Source organism: Dyadobacter sp. HNCC25DJ187 (assembly GCF_056895255.1).
Genome location: NZ_JBXHAT010000001.1, coordinates 171,220 through 187,786 on the forward strand (window position 1 = coordinate 171,220; position 16,567 = coordinate 187,786).

At 42.0% G+C, this 16,567-nt stretch carries 15 protein-coding genes; 10 read left to right on the top strand and 5 right to left on the bottom strand.

Translation table 11 applies throughout. The features are described from left to right. Positions 1–331: 331 nt before the first annotated feature. Entirely contained in the window at positions 332–1,216 is an 885-nt protein-coding gene (locus tag AC1XUE_RS00685) for a DUF808 domain-containing protein (RefSeq protein WP_483353999.1), read from the bottom strand. 391 nt (positions 1,217–1,607) lie between these two features. On the opposite strand from AC1XUE_RS00685, the gene AC1XUE_RS00690 reads away from it, so the two are divergent. The 5 genes from AC1XUE_RS00690 to AC1XUE_RS00710 all read left to right on the top strand — a co-directional run bounded on the left by AC1XUE_RS00690 (position 1,608) and on the right by AC1XUE_RS00710 (position 6,470). Further along, positions 1,608–2,840 carry a PQQ-dependent sugar dehydrogenase gene (locus AC1XUE_RS00690; RefSeq protein ID WP_483354000.1) on the top strand — a complete coding sequence of 411 codons (1,233 nt, stop codon included), beginning with the start codon at positions 1,608–1,610 and terminating at the stop codon, positions 2,838–2,840. Between the two features lie 144 nt (positions 2,841–2,984). Next, a complete protein-coding gene (locus tag AC1XUE_RS00695; protein WP_483354001.1) occupies positions 2,985–3,350 on the top strand; it encodes a hypothetical protein in 366 nt (121 codons plus the stop codon). A 45-nt stretch (positions 3,351–3,395) separates the two neighbouring features. Further along, positions 3,396–4,058 carry a hypothetical protein gene (locus tag AC1XUE_RS00700; protein WP_483354002.1) on the top strand — a complete coding sequence of 221 codons (663 nt, stop codon included), beginning with the start codon at positions 3,396–3,398 and terminating at the stop codon, positions 4,056–4,058. A 334-nt stretch (positions 4,059–4,392) separates the two neighbouring features. Then, positions 4,393–5,484, top strand: coding sequence for a peptidoglycan DD-metalloendopeptidase family protein (locus AC1XUE_RS00705; protein ID WP_483354003.1), 1,092 nt, complete (start codon positions 4,393–4,395; stop codon positions 5,482–5,484). Between the two features lie 149 nt (positions 5,485–5,633). Beyond that, the gene (locus tag AC1XUE_RS00710) at positions 5,634–6,470 is read left to right on the top strand and encodes an alpha/beta hydrolase (protein WP_483354004.1); all 837 of its coding nucleotides are present in this window, start codon (positions 5,634–5,636) and stop codon (positions 6,468–6,470) included. 115 nt (positions 6,471–6,585) lie between these two features. Here AC1XUE_RS00710 and AC1XUE_RS00715 read toward each other — a convergent pair whose 3' ends face one another. Then, positions 6,586–7,818, bottom strand: coding sequence for a PQQ-dependent sugar dehydrogenase (locus tag AC1XUE_RS00715; protein ID WP_483354005.1), 1,233 nt, complete (start codon positions 7,816–7,818; stop codon positions 6,586–6,588). A gap of 550 nt (positions 7,819–8,368) precedes the next feature. On the opposite strand from AC1XUE_RS00715, the gene AC1XUE_RS00720 reads away from it, so the two are divergent. Both AC1XUE_RS00720 and AC1XUE_RS00725 read left to right on the top strand, forming a co-directional pair. Further along, positions 8,369–8,611 carry a hypothetical protein gene (locus tag AC1XUE_RS00720; RefSeq protein WP_483354006.1) on the top strand — a complete coding sequence of 81 codons (243 nt, stop codon included), beginning with the start codon at positions 8,369–8,371 and terminating at the stop codon, positions 8,609–8,611. 242 nt (positions 8,612–8,853) lie between these two features. Continuing rightward, positions 8,854–9,588: a DUF481 domain-containing protein gene (locus AC1XUE_RS00725; RefSeq protein WP_483354007.1), complete on the top strand. Its 735-nt coding sequence runs from the start codon at positions 8,854–8,856 to the stop codon at positions 9,586–9,588. Between the two features lie 34 nt (positions 9,589–9,622). Here AC1XUE_RS00725 and AC1XUE_RS00730 read toward each other — a convergent pair whose 3' ends face one another. Beyond that, positions 9,623–11,758, bottom strand: coding sequence for an FUSC family protein (locus tag AC1XUE_RS00730; RefSeq protein ID WP_483354008.1), 2,136 nt, complete (start codon positions 11,756–11,758; stop codon positions 9,623–9,625). A 334-nt stretch (positions 11,759–12,092) separates the two neighbouring features. Here AC1XUE_RS00730 and AC1XUE_RS00735 point away from each other — a divergent pair, with 334 nt between their 5' ends. Both AC1XUE_RS00735 and dgoD read left to right on the top strand, forming a co-directional pair. After that, positions 12,093–12,953 (top strand): sugar phosphate isomerase/epimerase family protein, encoded by an 861-nt coding sequence (locus tag AC1XUE_RS00735; RefSeq protein ID WP_483354009.1) that lies wholly within the window; start codon positions 12,093–12,095, stop codon positions 12,951–12,953. A gap of 530 nt (positions 12,954–13,483) precedes the next feature. Then, entirely contained in the window at positions 13,484–14,632 is a 1,149-nt protein-coding gene (dgoD, locus tag AC1XUE_RS00740) for a galactonate dehydratase (protein WP_483354010.1), read from the top strand. Between the two features lie 162 nt (positions 14,633–14,794). Here dgoD and AC1XUE_RS00745 read toward each other — a convergent pair whose 3' ends face one another. Both AC1XUE_RS00745 and AC1XUE_RS00750 read right to left on the bottom strand, forming a co-directional pair. Further along, positions 14,795–14,977, bottom strand: a complete 183-nt coding sequence (locus AC1XUE_RS00745; protein WP_483354011.1) for a hypothetical protein — start codon at positions 14,975–14,977, stop codon at positions 14,795–14,797. Positions 14,978–15,080: 103 nt separating this feature from the next. Continuing rightward, positions 15,081–16,001, bottom strand: coding sequence for a ClpXP adapter SpxH family protein (locus AC1XUE_RS00750; protein ID WP_483354012.1), 921 nt, complete (start codon positions 15,999–16,001; stop codon positions 15,081–15,083). Between the two features lie 220 nt (positions 16,002–16,221). On the opposite strand from AC1XUE_RS00750, the gene AC1XUE_RS00755 reads away from it, so the two are divergent. Then, on the top strand, positions 16,222–16,536 hold the full coding sequence (locus tag AC1XUE_RS00755) for a winged helix-turn-helix transcriptional regulator (protein WP_483354013.1): 315 nt from the start codon (positions 16,222–16,224) through the stop codon (positions 16,534–16,536). Positions 16,537–16,567: the final 31 nt, after the last annotated feature.

A 16,567-nucleotide genomic window follows, 5' to 3' on the forward strand; every position in this document is an offset into this window, starting at 1 on the left:
CGTCAACCCCTTTCTGTACTACAATCAATTCAATTTTACCACCTGATCACTGAGGCGTTCACTGGAGAGAACATCATAAGTGATCATTCGGTAACAAGGAAAGATGTTTTTGATATAGTTATACTGCCTTTCTTATTTTGAGAAGCTTTGTAATCACAAATTTAGTTGCTTCGCGTATGATGTATCCCGCCAGCTGTTTCAAAGTATTCTACAGCATATATTGTTTGCCATATAGGTAACTTCTTCTCGATTGTGAAAATCATGAGTAGCGCGTTGTCTTTGCAAATGTTGCTATAGATTGACTCGTACAATCATTGAAGTAATACGTTTTTTAGACAGTACTTTTTTTCTTAATAAATATCTTTTTAAAAGCAGTTATTACAACCAATGCTACGATTCCCGCCGCTATACCAAATGCAAACTCTTTCACAATGGAAGGAAGTGCCGGGAAAAGATGGTGGAAGTAATCGATGTTATGAACAAATATTCCGCCCGATACCAGTAGCAATGCTACCGTTCCAACTGCTCCAAGTACTTTGATGATAATCGGCAACGCTTTTACCAACACCTGCCCCAATTTAGCCAGGAATCCCTTTCCATTTGATTTGGCAATCAGTTTATAGCCTGCATCATCCGATCTGACAATAAGAGCAACGATTCCATACACCCCGACTGTCGCTAGTAATGCAACGGCTGAAACTGTTACAATTTGTATGGTAAGGGATTCTTCTACCACTGTTCCCAGCGCGATGATAACAATTTCTACAGAGAGGATAAAGTCTGTGGTAACAGCAGATTTGATCTTAATTTTCTCATCCTCTAAATCAGGGCCTTTGTGCTTCAGTTCATGATCACTTACAACAACCTGCTTCTCTTTCTCATGATGAAAAAAGTATTCGACTATTTTTTCAACACCTTCATAAGCCAGGTAGAAACCTCCCATGATCAGAATAATCGTGATTGCCTGTGGCAGGAATGCACTTAAAAGCAGTGCCACGGGCACAATGATCAATTTATTGATCAATGATCCTTTGGTAATGGCCCATAGTACTGGTAATTCCCGGCTTGATACAAAGCCTGTAGCCTTTTCGGCATTCACCGCCAGATCATCTCCCAATATTCCCGCAGTTTTGCGGGTTGCCACTTTCGTTGCCAGGGCAACATCGTCCATCAGAAAAGCGATATCATCTAAAACTGCAAATATACCTGACGCCATATGTTAATTTCGTTGTGGGAGTGTTGTTTGTTTTTTGTTTGAAATATGTGGTCAAGAGCTAGAAAGCTCCCTATTTCGTAAAGGTAGTAAACGGCCCGCATAGTATATCGGTTACGGCAAGTGATCCTGTAAAAGTTAAATAGAAATTAGAAAGAGTGCAGCGCAATGATGCGAAATGGCTTTTCAGAATTGTAGATATGATTAGCAATTACGGTGAGCAGGAGGTAATCAGGAGAGAAGTTGTTACCAATGCGGAGAGGAGTCTTTGAATTGCGATCTGCTAGCCAACGAGCAATCTGCCTGAATATACTTTACTAATCTTGAAAAATATAAAATCAGTGCTTACCTTTTGACTTATAATGAGTGTTATCTTAACTTTTATTTCAAAACAATGACAAATCGTATTTTACTCCTGCTGGCTGGTACAGCGCTTACCTTCAGTGCCTGTCAGCAGAAATCATCTGATAGCTCTGAGGCGAAAACGGCCGATAGCACCTTGTCGCCGGTAGAAACCCAAAAGGCAAATTCAGATTATAAACCATCGTTCGAAGGCCAGACACGTATAGGTGGTGTAAAATCTTCCATCGAAATAGAAGGCAAAGTGCTTACCAGTGAGCTTGTTAATCCATGGGGAATTACTTCGCTGCCCGACGGTCGTCTGATCATCACACAGAAAGCGGGCACTATGCGTATTGCTACAACGGATGGCAAATTAAGCGAGCCGATTACAGGTATTCCGAAGGTGGATGCTGACGGACAAGGTGGTTTACTCGGACTTCGTGTCGATCCTGAGTTTGAAAAAAACAGAATGGTATACTGGCTGTTCTCAGAGCCACGTCCGGGTGGGAATCTGACTGCCGTGGCAAAAGGTAAGCTGTCGGCTGACGAGAAGAAAATCGAAGGCGCCACTGTGATCTACAGAGCGACGCCTGTATTTGCAGGGAATCTGCACTACGGAGGACGCATTCTGTTCGACAAGGAAGGTAACCTGATCATCAGTACGGGAGAACGTTCTGATATTAAAACAAGGCCTCAGGCGCAAGATTTGAATTCTGCATTGGGTAAGGTAATCCGTATCACGAAGGAAGGAAAACCTGTAGCCGGTAACCCATTCGAAGGCAAGGCTGGTGCCAGACCTGAAATTTATTCTTACGGCCACCGTAATGTACAGGGATTAGCTTTTCATCCGGTTACGGGTGATTTGTGGGAAGTGGAGTTCGGTCCGAGAGGTGGTGACGAGCTGAACCGCATTGAGCCAGGAAAAAACTATGGTTGGCCTACGATCACATATGGTATAGAATACGATGGAAGGAAAGTTGGTGATTCTATTCAGGTAAAAGAAGGACTGGAGCAGCCCGTGTACTATTGGGACCCGGTTTTGTCGCCAAGTGGGATTACTTTTTACAGCGGTGACGAAATCCCCGAGTGGAAAAATAATTTGTTCGTAGGCGGACTAAGCAGCATGCACATTGCCCGTCTGGTAATAGAAAATAACAAAGTAGTAGGAGAGGAGCGATTGCTCTCCGGCGAAGGACAGCGTTTCCGCGACATCACTCAGGGAAAAGACGGAGCGCTGTATGCCGTAACCGATCAAGGGAGACTTTACCGCATTTTTAAGAAGTAAGATCAAAGTATCTGTTTTTAAATATGAGCCAGTTGTCAGCTAAAATGCTGGCAACTGGCTTTTTTTTCATAAACGTAACTGCTTTCCAACCTTTTGACAAATTTCAGGTTCTTTCTGATATATTGTATTTTAATGTGGAAAAATATGAGAGTAACTATTTTTTTGTTGGTGTTTCTTTTGTTCGGATGTAAAAAGGATTCTGTCAATTTCGATGTAGTGTCCTTAACCGGAACCTGGAATAGCAACTCAGGCGACAAAATTCAACGTTGGACGTTTGATGGTCAATACTTGTATGTCACCAATGATACCATAGCTAACTGCCGGGCGGTGGTCGGCCAGCCATCTACTTACAGGATAGAAAAGGATCAATTGGTTATTCAATATGTCGGTATTGTAAATGCGATGATTACTCCTCCAAAGCCTATCCATTACACAATAGAATTATTGTCGTCGGAAAAGGTGATACTAAGCTACCTTGCCCACCGGGTGGATTTAGAAAAATGTAACTAATCTTTTCTGCCCAAATCCTGAATTATAATATTTAAACTTATATCTATGAGATCTATCTACCTTTTGATTTTAATGCTGCTCATGTCCCATTACTCAAATGCTCAGTGGGAAAAACAGCTTGGAGTAAACGTAGTTCCTGCGATTGCGAAAACGATGGAAATCAATTCTGAAATCAGGAAGAATACGGCGTTTTCCTTGAATCTGGCATTGGGATATACATTGGCGAGCAGTCATACAGGCGTACTGACCAGCCGTATGTATGACGGAGTATCGGATTTGAGAACATCTGGTGCCTTTGCCAAAGCAGGTGGTAAACTTTATCCGTTTGGCTTTAAGGGTAAATCGCAACAAGCGAGTTTTTATATCGGTGGATATGCAATTTTTTCGCAATACAGGCAAACAGCGATACGACGTATTGGTCCAAGCTCATATATTGATCCTATCAATCCCGTGATCAGTAGTGATCCTGTTTCTGCAAGTGGAATAATCGTGTTTCCGGCAACAACAATAGGTTTTACCAGTGAAATTGGCCGTCAATTTATACTTGATTGGGGTATTCAGAAATCCTTTGTAATGGGGAGAAAAGATTTCATTGGATACGAAGTAAACAACTATCAACCAGGCGCAGGCAGTCCGCAGAGAGATTCATACATCGGTTATATTCAGGGTGTGTTTTCCATTAAATACATACTTAACAGACTCAAATAGTTTCTAGGCTTCAGATATGAGCAAGTCGTTGGACTCCCGATGACCTGTTGAATAAATACCTTTTTTGAGTTATTGTTAAGTAAATACAATTCTTTAAAGGAAACATACTGGCCGACTTCGACTATGTGATCCATGTTCAGGAAACTAAAGGAAATGCCAGCTTTTATCAGATTCCTTAAGTAGATGTATCAGCATCAGGTAACAGCCATTCCATGGCATGAATTTATTATCGTAGGTAGCTATGATAACAGCCAGTCATCTCATTAAAAGATATATTAAGTACATAACGATTGCTTCGGCGATCATCTACCTATCCTCATGTAAACCTGTGCCGGTGTCACGCTGGTTTCCTGTTACACCACAGGAACATTATGAACAGGAATTATACAAGGCAAAGCTGGAAAAAACGGGCGTGGGGCAGACATGGTTCCGGGAAGGAGCACAGGTATTGGCGGATACACTTTTTTCATCTCTACCTTTTCAGGAAAGATTTTTTCTCGGGGATTCAACACCTGCGCAATCGATCCGTTTCAAAATTCCGGAAGGAAGGAAAATAGTCATTACACCCTCCAAAAATGAAGAAGATTCATTATCAAAATTGTTCATTGAAATTTACCGTATTAAAACAAACGGAAAACCGCAAAGAGTTGAATACCTGAAAACCGACGATCATACATTGACGATTTCGGACTATCACGAGGATACGTTGCTGTTGCGTATACAAACAGGTCTGAATGAAACCCTCAGAGTTTCCCTGACAGCTACTACCTTACCTACACTGACTTTTCCAATAGCTAGCTTCGGCATGCAGAATCTGATCAGTTTTTGGGGAGCCCAGCGTGATGGTGGGATTCGCTCTCATGAAGGCGTTGACATCAAAGCGCCGCGTGGTACGCCTGTGGTAGCATCGGACGATGGCTTCATTACACGAACCGGCACCAATAATCTGGGTGGTAAAATTGTTTTTTTGTCAGCTTCAGGTAGTCCGTATTCGTTATACTATGCCCATCTGGATAGTCAAATGGTTTCAGTAGGACAACGGGTGACCCGCGGTGATACTCTGGGTTTGGTAGGAAATACAGGCAATGCAATTACGACGACGCCACATCTGCACTTTGGAATATATACGCGTGGCTCCGGTGCTGTTGATCCTTTTCCTTTCATCAGTGATAAAAAGGAAAAATTGCCAGGGCTTCCCAAATCATCCAGGTGGTTAGGTGATTCTGTCAGGATAAAATCAAAGGCATCTCTATATGCTTCTACAGCTCTTTCCAATACTGAGAAAATAAGCGTGATTTCAAAAAATGAAAAGATACGGATCTTAGGAGAATTTGGAAAGGGTTACCGCATAGTATTGCCGGATGGCACAAAGGGTTATATACCTATAGTTGGCTTTGAGGTAGAAAAGGAAGTGTCCAAAAAGTAGAAGAAAGTATGTAGTGATAAGTCTTAAATTACAGAATCCCACATTCGTCGGTAGAAGTGGTGCACTATCATTCTATATCTACCCGTTTTTAACCATGATTGCAGGAGATATTATTTCCTATTTTTGCAGGTAAATTCACAGAATAGCAGATGAGAGTGTTAGTAGTGGTCATTTTCATGACCTTCTTTACCCATAGTGTTTTAAGCCAGACCGCTCAGGTTAGCAGTTTACCATTTATACTTGGAAGAGTCGATCGGATAAAATCCACTGTATTAAAAGAGGAACGGGTTTTGAATATTTATTTACCTGAAGGATACAACCCCAAAGACACTGTCAGGTATCCGGTCGTTTACCTGCTTGATGGCTCTGCGGATGAGGATTTTATTCATGTTACCGGCTTATATCACTTCAATAATTTTTCATGGATCAATCGCGTTCCCAAATCTATTATTGTTGGTATAGCCAATGTGGACAGAAAGAGAGATTTTACATTTGAAACGGCGATAGAGTCCGAGAAAAAGAAGCTACCAACAAGTGGCCATTCAGCAAAGTTTATCCACTTCCTGGAACAAGAGTTACAGCCTTATGTTCAAAAGAATTTTAAGACAAATCATTCAAAAACACTTATCGGGCAGTCATTCGCAGGGCTACTGGCTACAGAAGTTTTATTAAAAAAACCGTCAATATTCGATAGATATATCATCATCAGTCCAAGTATCTGGTGGGATAACGGCTCGATTTTGAAGCTTGATGCCGCAGCGCTCCAAAATAAAACCGCCGTATACATTGCAGTTGGTAAGGAAGGTTTGGCCCCGAGTGTTCAGCCTCACGTGATGGAAGTAGATGCAAATTTACTTTTTGATAAGTTGAAGCAGAACAAATCACCATTATTACAAGTGTATTTCGATTATTTACCAGGCGAAGATCACGCGACAATTACGCACCAAGCTGTCTTCAATGCGCTCCGAACATTATATCCAATTTAAAGACTAATTAATTTAATCCTGACCGCATACGCCTCATATGAATGTTCTATTAATAAGAAACATCTTGATAGCAAAGCAGCCCTGACCAGTATTAGCTGCTCAGGGCTGCATTTGGTTATTGCCGATCTATACGGTATAGCCGTCCCTGATCTGTGATGGCATAAAGTGCTCCGTCACTTCCCTGTGCGATATCGCGAAAACGCTGAGATTCTCCAGCCAGCAATCTTTCCTCACCTACAATTTTATTGTCTTCAATGACTAGTCGCGCAATATGCTGGCCGCTTAATGCACCCACAAACAGATTATTGGTCCATTCTGGAATACGATTACCGGTGTAAAAAGTGATTCCGCTTGGCGATATCACCGGATCCCAATAGTACGCAGGTTGCTGCATACCATTTTGTTGTTGAACGCCTCCGCCTATGGTTGCACCGCTATATTCCACCCCGTAAGTAATTACCGGCCAGCCATAATTGGCACCTGCTGCAATACGGTTTATTTCGTCACCACCTCTCGGACCGTGCTCACTTTCCCAGATATCTCCGGTAACCGGATGTATGGCAATACCCTGAGGATTGCGGAAACCATAAGCATAAATTTCGGCACGCGCATCTGATTGCCCCATGAACGGATTTCCTGCAACCGGCTCACCCTCCTTGGTAATTCTAATGACTTTCCCCAAGGCTGAATTGAGTGATTGCGCTTGTGTCCTGACAGCAGCATCTGAACGTTCACCAGTGCTGATCAGCAGATTCCCGGACTGATCGAAAAGAATCCTTCCTCCGTAATGCAGATTTCCTCTGTAAGCTGGTGTAGCCCTGTAAATAACTGTTGGAGCTTCTATCTGTCGCTCATTTGCAGATAATCTACCTTTCGCAACTGCTGTAAGATTTCCTTCGCTTGTGGATTCTGAATAGACCCAATAGATAGTCCTGTTCGTGGCAAAAGCAGGATCAATACGCACCCCAAGCAAACCACCTTGTCCTTCTGCATTAACTGCTGGAACTCCCGTAATTGCTTCAGAGGTCTCCCCGGACGTCGTAACGATCCGCATTGTACCTCCTTTTTCGGTGATTAGTAATCGGCCATCAGGTAGTGTGGTAATTCCCCAGGGACTACGGAGGGATTCCGTAAGAATCTGGCTTGACCACTTGGTAGTTGTTTTTACAGCCGCCGTGCGTGTCTGCCCGGAAAATGCGGGTTTATAACTTGTATTGGCCGGATTAGTCTCCACAGATGTAAGCGTATCCGATTCTACCGGGTTTTCCGGACCTTCGGCAACATCATCTTTGCAAGCTGCAACCCATATGGCAGCGGCTGCCAGTGTGGCAAGTGTTAATCTTCTCATAGTTAAGTCAGATGGTTAGATGTGATGAATATAATCGCGTATTTACTTCAAGCAAAAAGAGTGCCCGTGGTACTTTACGCCGGGTAGCTACCACTTTGTGGCACTTGTCTTTGTTTAAAACTGGGTTTGTTGATTCCTCGATCTAGTAAAATTCGATAAAAATGTGTATCAATAACATTCATCCATTGTGAAGCATGTCGGGATACTGCAAAGAAAAAGGGCAGCCACAAAATAGCCACCCTTTTTAATTCTCTAACCAAACTACTTATGATTTCATTTTTATGAAAATGTAGTAGCTACCTCTAAGTTACTTGAGTATTCATATTATTGCCAATTTCTCTTAGAGAAATCCATGCATTCATTGTAAAATAGCAATTGTAGAGAAGCCTGAATATAATAAGGCAAAGGTCATTATGAGCGATTGAATCATGCTATATGAGTTACAAAAGTGCTACAGGTGTGGACAGCTTAAGCCAACATAATTGTTTTGGCTGATATTTCCATCCTTACGTCGGCAGGGTTATCTTTGACAAATTTTTGATATAGTGCAATGCAGAATGAGCAATTAATACAGATTCCTGTCGAATACCAGGGGGAGGAGCTAACCATAGACGGAAGGCTGGTTAGTTTCGGCTATACCTACAAACTTTATCTGATGCTAAAAGATGTGGAGGTTGTTTTCGAAAAGGATGATAGCCAGCAATACCGGGCGATAATTGAAACTGTAGTGCCGGGAAGGTCACCTGACTCCGGACTGATTAATGCAGTGATAGAAGTCTTAGATAACTTGTAAAACCTGGCTTTTGAAGGGCGTGGATAATGCGTCAGCCTCCCTGTTTTGCCAATGGTTACAAATCGGGGTATGAATACCCGAAATGTTGTTTTTCTTCTATTATGATTCTGTAGAGATCCTGAAGTACTGGCATATACTGCTTGTGGTTGATAGTGGCATCGTTCTTTTGCCGGTCATTTGTAAAAGTTTTCAGGCCTGCCGACGCTTTACGCGTGGACCTGTGTAGTCTTACAATCAGTCATATGAAATTCATTCTTTTTTCTTTCCTTTTTTTTATCTGTTTTACGGGAGCCAATGCTCAATTCAGTGATTCACTCACGCATCGGGTACGCTTGGCTACATCGGGTACGTTCAATAAAACCTCGGAAGGAATGACTTATCTTTTAAATAACAGCGGAGGATTTAGTGTGAAAAAGAAGCGGTTTGTGATGAATTCGAACGCTGCTTGGCTGTATGGGGGAACGCTTGAAACGCTAACGAACAATGATGTCAATGCTTCTGTCGATTTTAACGTGTACAACAAAAAGGTGCCGGACTTCTATTATTGGGGGTTGGTCAATTTCACATCCAGCTTCTCACTGAAAATCAACGAGCAGATTCAGTCAGGCGCCGGACTTGCTTACCGTGTTTTCAATAAGGAAAATCTGATGTTCAGCGTCAGCGACGGACTCTTGTACGAACGTAGTAATATCATCCAGCCCGATAGTGTCGAACTTAGGTATCAGACAATCAGAAATTCTCTCCGATTACAACTTAACTGGAAGCACAAAGATTTTATCACCGTTACAGGATCGGGCTTTTGGCAACCTTCCCTGACCTATAAAAAAGACCATATTGTGACGACGAACCTAAATGTCGGTTTTAAAGTGTGGCGATGGGTGACGCTGAATACTGCATTAAATTACAATCTGATCAGCAGAACAGAGAAAGAGAATTTTATACTTACCTATGGAATCGTATTTGAGCGGTTCTTTTAGATTGTATTAATTTCTGTCCTATTGGCTCTAGTAATTACACCACGGTTTCCCGAAGTTCAATACAACAATTCCTGATTTCTCTGTCAATATCCTTCAATACATAAAATGTATCCTGGTATTTTTCAGATGAATAATTTTGCGATAAATCTGCTATTCCGGAAAATGGGAGTTCTCCGGAATGCTGATCTCTCTGGTATAGCAGGAGCTCACTTTGTGAAAGTGACGCAATCACGGACTGCACCAGGATTTGATCTGCTTTTGAAATAATGGCGGGTATGGAAGCGGGCAGCGACACGAACAGCGATGATATATTTGAACTGAGAATATGATTGAGCATCTGAAAATGATAGATTTTCTCAGATGCTATTGCTTTGTGTTTCGGTTCGCCCAACATACGCTGAAAGGCTGACGAAAGGTTAGCCTGTTCTATGTATACACTTTTTCTTGCTAGTTTATACGTCGTTAGACTGATTGGTTTTTCTGTAATCGCATCCAGCAGTCTTTCTAAATAATGTATGTTAGCTTTCAGAAGTTCTCTGCACAGGAACGGTATCCTGCTCGACTCCCACGACGGGAAAAGATAGGTTGCGCCAAAAGCGATGGCGCAACCGATGAGCGTGTCGCTGATCCTTTCCATCACAAAACCCCATCCACTATTGCCGTAGATATATAAAACAACAATGATCATTGGCGTAAGAGCAATAACGCTTAGTAAGTGATGTGTTCTGTTAAAGGTGAAAAATGCAAGTAAAAATATCGCCCCGAACACAAGCAGGATTGTCGTGTTGTCTACGAAAAAGAGCAGACAAAGGGCGATGACAATACCAATTATTGTACCTGTAAGCCGTTGTATATTGCGTTCACGTGTAAGGCTGAAGGCAGGCTTGATAATAACGACAACGGTAATTAAGATCCAGTAACTGTATCTGCCAAGTTCAAAAACGTGCGCGATCAGATAGCAAAAAAGACAAGTTAATGCTAACCTGAGGGAAAATCGGAAGATAGGTGAACTGAACTTGAGATGTGTTAAAAGGTGTCTCCATTCCATGTTTTCAAATGGAGCAAAATGATGATATTCAGGCTTTTCTTCAAGGTTTGTAGGTACGGTATTCGCGTTGCTTAGCACGAGATTAATTCCTTGAATATCTGCATGAATGCCCCGAAGATTGCCAAGTAATTTGGAAAGAATTTCAGCATTTGATTGACTTTCCTTTTCAATTATGTACTCAAACCTTGCCATCAGATATATCATCTGACGACTTTCCTGTGGCTTCTTTAGCGATTCAGAAAAGGGTCTCATCTCGCTGATATGAAGCATTTCAGCAGTCAGAACTTCTACCATCTGACGAATCAGATCCAAGGCGCCCGTGATGGCAAATTGTTCACGAATAAAGTCATAGTAATAGTTAATAGCCGTAATTTGCTCATACAAGTCTATTGTCTTTTCTGCGGCATAAAGTAGGGCTTGCCCTTTCCGATTGCTATCATGCATCACTATTTTGTCGCGTAGAAGGATACTTCTCAACTGTTGTTGTGCTTCGCTCACACGATTATGTGTGAGAATAGCGCGCTTATAGCAATCTTCCAAAGGAATTTCTGTATCGTAAAATTGAGCCTTTACTTTCAGGTAGTCATGGGTGGCTATAAGACATTCTGAAATTGCGTAACGAAGATATCTTTCAGGACAAAGCATTAAGTGCAGCAGGCTGACAGCATAATACCAGATACCACCTAGCAACAGGTAACCGCAAAACCAAAGTCCGGATGGTTTCAGTCCCCATATAAAAATCATCAACACAATAGCTGCGGTGCCGGATATAGAGAAACGGCTTCCATATACGGAAAGCATAGAGCATCCCATTGTAACGGAAAAGACAATTATGCCCAATAACCATGGGTACGGCAGCGCAAGGATGGATATGACCGATATAATGAAAAACAGCAGAATGCTAACAATCGAAGTGGTACGTTTATCTTCGATCGTTCCTCTTATATCAGTAAGTGCGATCAGAAGCGCACCATGTGCAACGCCAATTGCAGGCTGAGGCAATTTCAGAGCAAACAGGATACCTGCCGGAACTATTATGCTAAGGGTAATACGAAGCGCATCTGTAAAATACTCTCCGGTAAAAAAATTGCTGATCTGCTTTTTGATCCTTTTTTGATTCATATAGGCTAATTGAAAATCCCGTAGCAGACACACATACATTTTATGCCAATCTGCCTCCTTTTACAACAATTTCTGATTTTGGAGAAATCCGGTCAAAGCTAGTAAAGTTCACCCGGATCATAAAGGTGTGTTGGATAGGCAGAGATTTCTCAGGCAGATCTGAGCTTTACGTCGGTTATCAACCACGGGTTTTGTTGAGATGGGTCATCCATTTTTTCTTCGATTCGCATATTTGGTCAAATTGACAAATATCCTGACTTTTGGTTTGAATTTTATTTTATCGGGGTTGTGTCATCCAAAACTCGTCCGGATAGTGTACCCAAAAATCCTTAATATGAAAATCAGAAGTATTGTTTTAGCCTTTACCATAGTCTGTGTTGGTACCACTGCAGTGTTCGCTCAGAAAGGTAAACCGTTGTTTCCCGAAATGCCGGGAATGGTGTCATACACTTACCGCAAAAGTTTGGCGAAAGATCCGGCAGCTACGCTTGATACGTTGCAAAAGTTAGGAATCAAGGATATGGAATTTTCCAGTTTGTTTGGAAAAACAGCTGCTGAACTCCGTAAGATGCTCGATGAAAGAGGTATCAAATGTTCATCGTTTGGTGTCCAGTACCCGGATGCGTTGAATAAAACAGACGAGGTTGCCAGCAATGCCAAAACGTTGGGTGCTAAGTTCGTGCGGGTGGCCTGGATTCCTCACACTGGTCCTTTTACAAAGGAAATGGCTGATAAAACCATCGCTGATTTCAATCAGATCGGTAAAAAACTAAAAGATGATCACGGTCTTACATTTTGCTATCATAATCATGGCTATGAGTACGTGAAACATGAAGACGGCACTTTGCTGGACTACATCATCCAGAAGACAGATCCAAAGTATGTAAGCTTCGAACTCGATATCCTTTGGGCTTTTTTCCCGGGCGGAGATCCTGCTGAACTATTGAAGAAATATCCGAAACGTTTCAAACTGATGCACCTGAAGGATCTTAAAAAAGGGGTTGAAGGTAATTTGTCAGGAGGAACGCCGGTAGAAAACGATGTTGCTCTGGGAACCGGACAGCTTGATATTCCTGCTATTTTGAAAGCAGCCAGGAAATCGGCTATTGAGCATTACTATATCGAAGATGAAAGTCCGAATTACCAAACACAGGTTCCTCAAACAATGGCATACCTGAAAAGCCTGGTTTACTAGATGTGCTCAGGTTCCTGTTACATTGCTGAGCTAGTCTGAGCAATAAAACCAAATCAGCAGGACATCGTTTTAAGTCCGGTTATGATCGTATAGCCGGACTTCTTTTGTGAAAATACATTGATGGAATGAAGAAAATGATCCTTACCTCCAGGTCCACAGCTTTTGACCCTTGAAAAAGCCAAATGCAACAAGGCTTTGCATGAGAATACTTGTAATAAAAATCGCTCTCAGCAAAATGAACAATATTTTATAATCCGGTACAGATTCAAACTGGATTAAAAAAAAGTAGAGAAGAATATTAGAGCTGGCCAGCCCGATAAAAGTGATAATTTTGGCAATCATTTCTGTAGGTTTGAGCCACAAATTTACAAGCAAATGATGCTGATTGTCAAGCATACAAGCTATAAAATTCATGACATACCCCTGTTTCTGTCACGGCCCCAACGATATAAATCTTCCTTTCTATCCTTTTGCTGTTAGCGGAGAAATAAATAGCTTCGCTATCTCACATTGAATCCGGATTTATTAAGATGAAAATCAGAAGTTACGAATTGTTCCAGGTACCACCCCGGTGGTTATTTCTAAAAATTGAAACCGACGAAGGTATTGTAGGTTGGGGAGAGCCGGTGATTGAAGGAAAGGCCGCTACCGTAAAGGCTGCAGTGATTGAGTTGATGGAGAGTCTGATCGGCAAAGATCCCATGGATATTGAAGGACACTGGAACACCATGTATCGCGGAGGATTTTATCGTGGGGGACCTATCCTGATGAGTGCAATTTCAGGTATAGATCAGGCACTTTGGGATATCAAGGGTAAATTCTACAATGCTCCGGTCTATCAGCTATTGGGTGGGAAGTGCAGAGATAAAATTAAGGTCTATTCGTGGATTGGCGGCGACCGGCCGGCAGATGTAGCCGCCACAGCTAAGAAATCACTTGAGGCTGGTTTCAGGGCCATCAAAATGAATGCAACTGATGAAATGCAGTACATCGATACGTATAAAAAAATCGATCTGGTGTTAGAACGTGTATCTTCTATTCGCGAGGCAGTAGGATATGATCTGGATATAGGAGTTGACTTTCACGGTCGTCTACATAAACCAATGGCGAAAGTGCTGGCAAAAGAGTTGGAACAATTCAGACCTATGTTTATTGAAGAGCCTGTTTTACCCGAAAACAACGAGGCACTTCGCGAAATTGCCAACCATACCTGTATCCCGATTGCAACAGGCGAACGTATGTTCAGTCGATGGCATTTTAAACAATTGCTTTCAGATGGTTATGCGGATATTATACAACCTGATTTGTCACATGCTGGTGGTATTACCGAATGCAAGAAAATCATTTCCATGGCAGAAGCTTATGATGTCGCTGCAGCTCCGCATTGTCCGTTGGGACCTATTGCTCTGGCTGCATGCCTTCAGGTGGATGCGACTTGTCATAATGCATTTATCCAGGAACAGAGCCTGGGAATTCACTATAACCAGGGAAGCGATTTGTTGGACTACATAACGGATCAGTCTGTGTTTGATTATGACGATGGATTTGTGAAGATTCCTGCTGGCCCTGGCTTAGGTGTTGAAATTAATGAAGAGCATGTGCGTCGCCTGGCAGAAACAGGACATAACTGGAAAAATCCTTTGTGGCAACATGAGGATGGAAGTGCTGCTGAATGGTAGTTCAAAATTAGACAACAATCATACTTCTTCAAAAATCAGGTTGGCACCTGGCAAGCCCGGCAAAGATACCCGCGACCACAGAATAATGTGGTATACACAAACGCAGTTACATATGCAGAATTAACTACACTTTTAAAACCGGAAGTTAATTCTGCATCCTTTTCAAGAATCCGCTTTATTCGTTTTTTTCAGGTCTTTGATTAGTAAAAAGACCGATCCTATAAAAGTGATCGCATAAACGACTGCAAGCCCCATATTATCAAATTTCAGAGTTTGAAAATCGAACTGTTTATACAATGCTACACCCACAATAATGGCAATGACGGAGAAGAAAAAGTTAGGCATAGATAGATAATTTAAATTGCGAATGGTTGCCAGCTGAAACGAGCTTTAGAATGCACTAAAATAGCAGGTTAACTTCAATTTATTTGTAAGAGCAGTTTTTTATTTACGGCTTATTAAGAATCCATAAATTCCCGTTTTTAGTGCTGAACCGGCCTATCAGCCCGGAATCTTCCAGGTTTTGCAGATAAACTTCACTGTGAGTCCGATCCATACCAGCCAACTCTGAAAACTCACGGGATGTAAGTGTATTGAATTTAGAAAAAAGATTTTCCCAGCTTGTATCTACTGTTTTCTTGCGAGCGTGGGGAAGTTGTTTAAGTAAAGCACTTTCATAGGTCTCGTAGGACTTCGTGCCGTAGACTTTCTCCTGATTACCATTGTTGTCGACAAAAAACAAGGTCGGAAAACCACGTACACCCAGTTGTCTTGCCATGTTCAAATCCTGTTCAAAAAGTGCCTTGGCTTTTCCATGATAATCCTTGGTAAACTGCTCAGTGTCCAAACCACATATTTTTGCTGCTTGTAGTAAATGCTCCCATCTGGTGATATTCTTTTTTTTCAGAAACACCATATGGCGAAGCTCACGCAACAGGTCAACCGCTTTTTGCTCATCTTGCAGTTGTGCCGCTTTGAATGCAATGGAAGGCGGATAAGAAGAATCCAAGGGGTCCTCAAGCCACACATCACCATCTATTGGCATATCGTAGTGTATACTTACGTCATCCCAGTGATGTGCCACGTCCGATGGTTTGCTGATGCCACCACTGTTGTAACTCCAGTCGGGAAGCAGCCCACCCATTCGGTAATCTATATCAAAGTACTGGCTGTATTGCAGCTTGAGTCTACGGAGTTGCGGCTCAATACCCCAGCAAGACGAGCAGATGGGATCTGTAAAATATATAATTTTCAAAGGCCTCTTGTCAGACGACGTAATTTCATTTTGGATTTCAGAATGATTTTCGGGGACTTCGCAGATTCCGGTTTCGATATCGCAAAGAAGTGGATTTACGGGCGATGTTTGCATTTTTGTTAAATCAAGAGACGTACCAGAAATATGGTGGCTTATGCATTTATTCATAAATGATCCATTTGGTATATACCTGATCATTTATATCTACAAATTACAGGCTAAACTTTCAAATAATCAATTAGTCTGTTTTTTATGACTATATAACAGCTTTTTTAGGCAACTTCGTAGAATCGTTCGTTGTTGACACAACATCGTGCTTACAAAAATATGGAGAATGAAGACCAGTGAAAGTAAATGTCCGGCAGAGCAGTTATTAAAACAGTTATCCGGGAAATGGAAACCACAGATATTCAGACTTGCTCTTTCGGAGCCTGTGCGCTTTAATACTTTGCTCCGGCAACTGGAAGGTTCCAGCAAACAGTCCATCGCTACTGCTCTGAAAGAACTTGAAGAGCAGGAATTGGTGCAGCGTATTGTGGTTAAGCTGAAACCGCTTCATATAGAATATGTGCTGTCAGAAAAAGGTAAATCGCTTATTCCCATCTTCCTGCAATTGGAAAACCTGTCTCCTCAGGATTCTTTGCTCTGAGCCATCATCATCCGCATGAGTCAGGACAACA

Coding starts and splice junctions, on each gene's coding strand:
- AC1XUE_RS00685 (WP_483353999.1), bottom strand. CDS start 1,216: ATGGCGTCAGGTATATTTGCAGTTTTAGATGATATCGCTTTTCTGATG.
- AC1XUE_RS00690 (WP_483354000.1), top strand. CDS start 1,608: ATGACAAATCGTATTTTACTCCTGCTGGCTGGTACAGCGCTTACCTTC.
- AC1XUE_RS00695 (WP_483354001.1), top strand. CDS start 2,985: ATGAGAGTAACTATTTTTTTGTTGGTGTTTCTTTTGTTCGGATGTAAA.
- AC1XUE_RS00700 (WP_483354002.1), top strand. CDS start 3,396: ATGAGATCTATCTACCTTTTGATTTTAATGCTGCTCATGTCCCATTAC.
- AC1XUE_RS00710 (WP_483354004.1), top strand. CDS start 5,634: ATGAGAGTGTTAGTAGTGGTCATTTTCATGACCTTCTTTACCCATAGT.
- AC1XUE_RS00715 (WP_483354005.1), bottom strand. CDS start 7,818: ATGAGAAGATTAACACTTGCCACACTGGCAGCCGCTGCCATATGGGTT.
- AC1XUE_RS00720 (WP_483354006.1), top strand. CDS start 8,369: ATGCAGAATGAGCAATTAATACAGATTCCTGTCGAATACCAGGGGGAG.
- AC1XUE_RS00725 (WP_483354007.1), top strand. CDS start 8,854: ATGAAATTCATTCTTTTTTCTTTCCTTTTTTTTATCTGTTTTACGGGA.
- AC1XUE_RS00730 (WP_483354008.1), bottom strand. CDS start 11,758: ATGAATCAAAAAAGGATCAAAAAGCAGATCAGCAATTTTTTTACCGGA.
- AC1XUE_RS00735 (WP_483354009.1), top strand. CDS start 12,093: ATGAAAATCAGAAGTATTGTTTTAGCCTTTACCATAGTCTGTGTTGGT.
- dgoD (WP_483354010.1), top strand. CDS start 13,484: ATGAAAATCAGAAGTTACGAATTGTTCCAGGTACCACCCCGGTGGTTA.
- AC1XUE_RS00745 (WP_483354011.1), bottom strand. CDS start 14,977: ATGCCTAACTTTTTCTTCTCCGTCATTGCCATTATTGTGGGTGTAGCA.
- AC1XUE_RS00750 (WP_483354012.1), bottom strand. CDS start 16,001: ATGCAAACATCGCCCGTAAATCCACTTCTTTGCGATATCGAAACCGGA.
- AC1XUE_RS00755 (WP_483354013.1), top strand. CDS start 16,222: ATGAAGACCAGTGAAAGTAAATGTCCGGCAGAGCAGTTATTAAAACAG.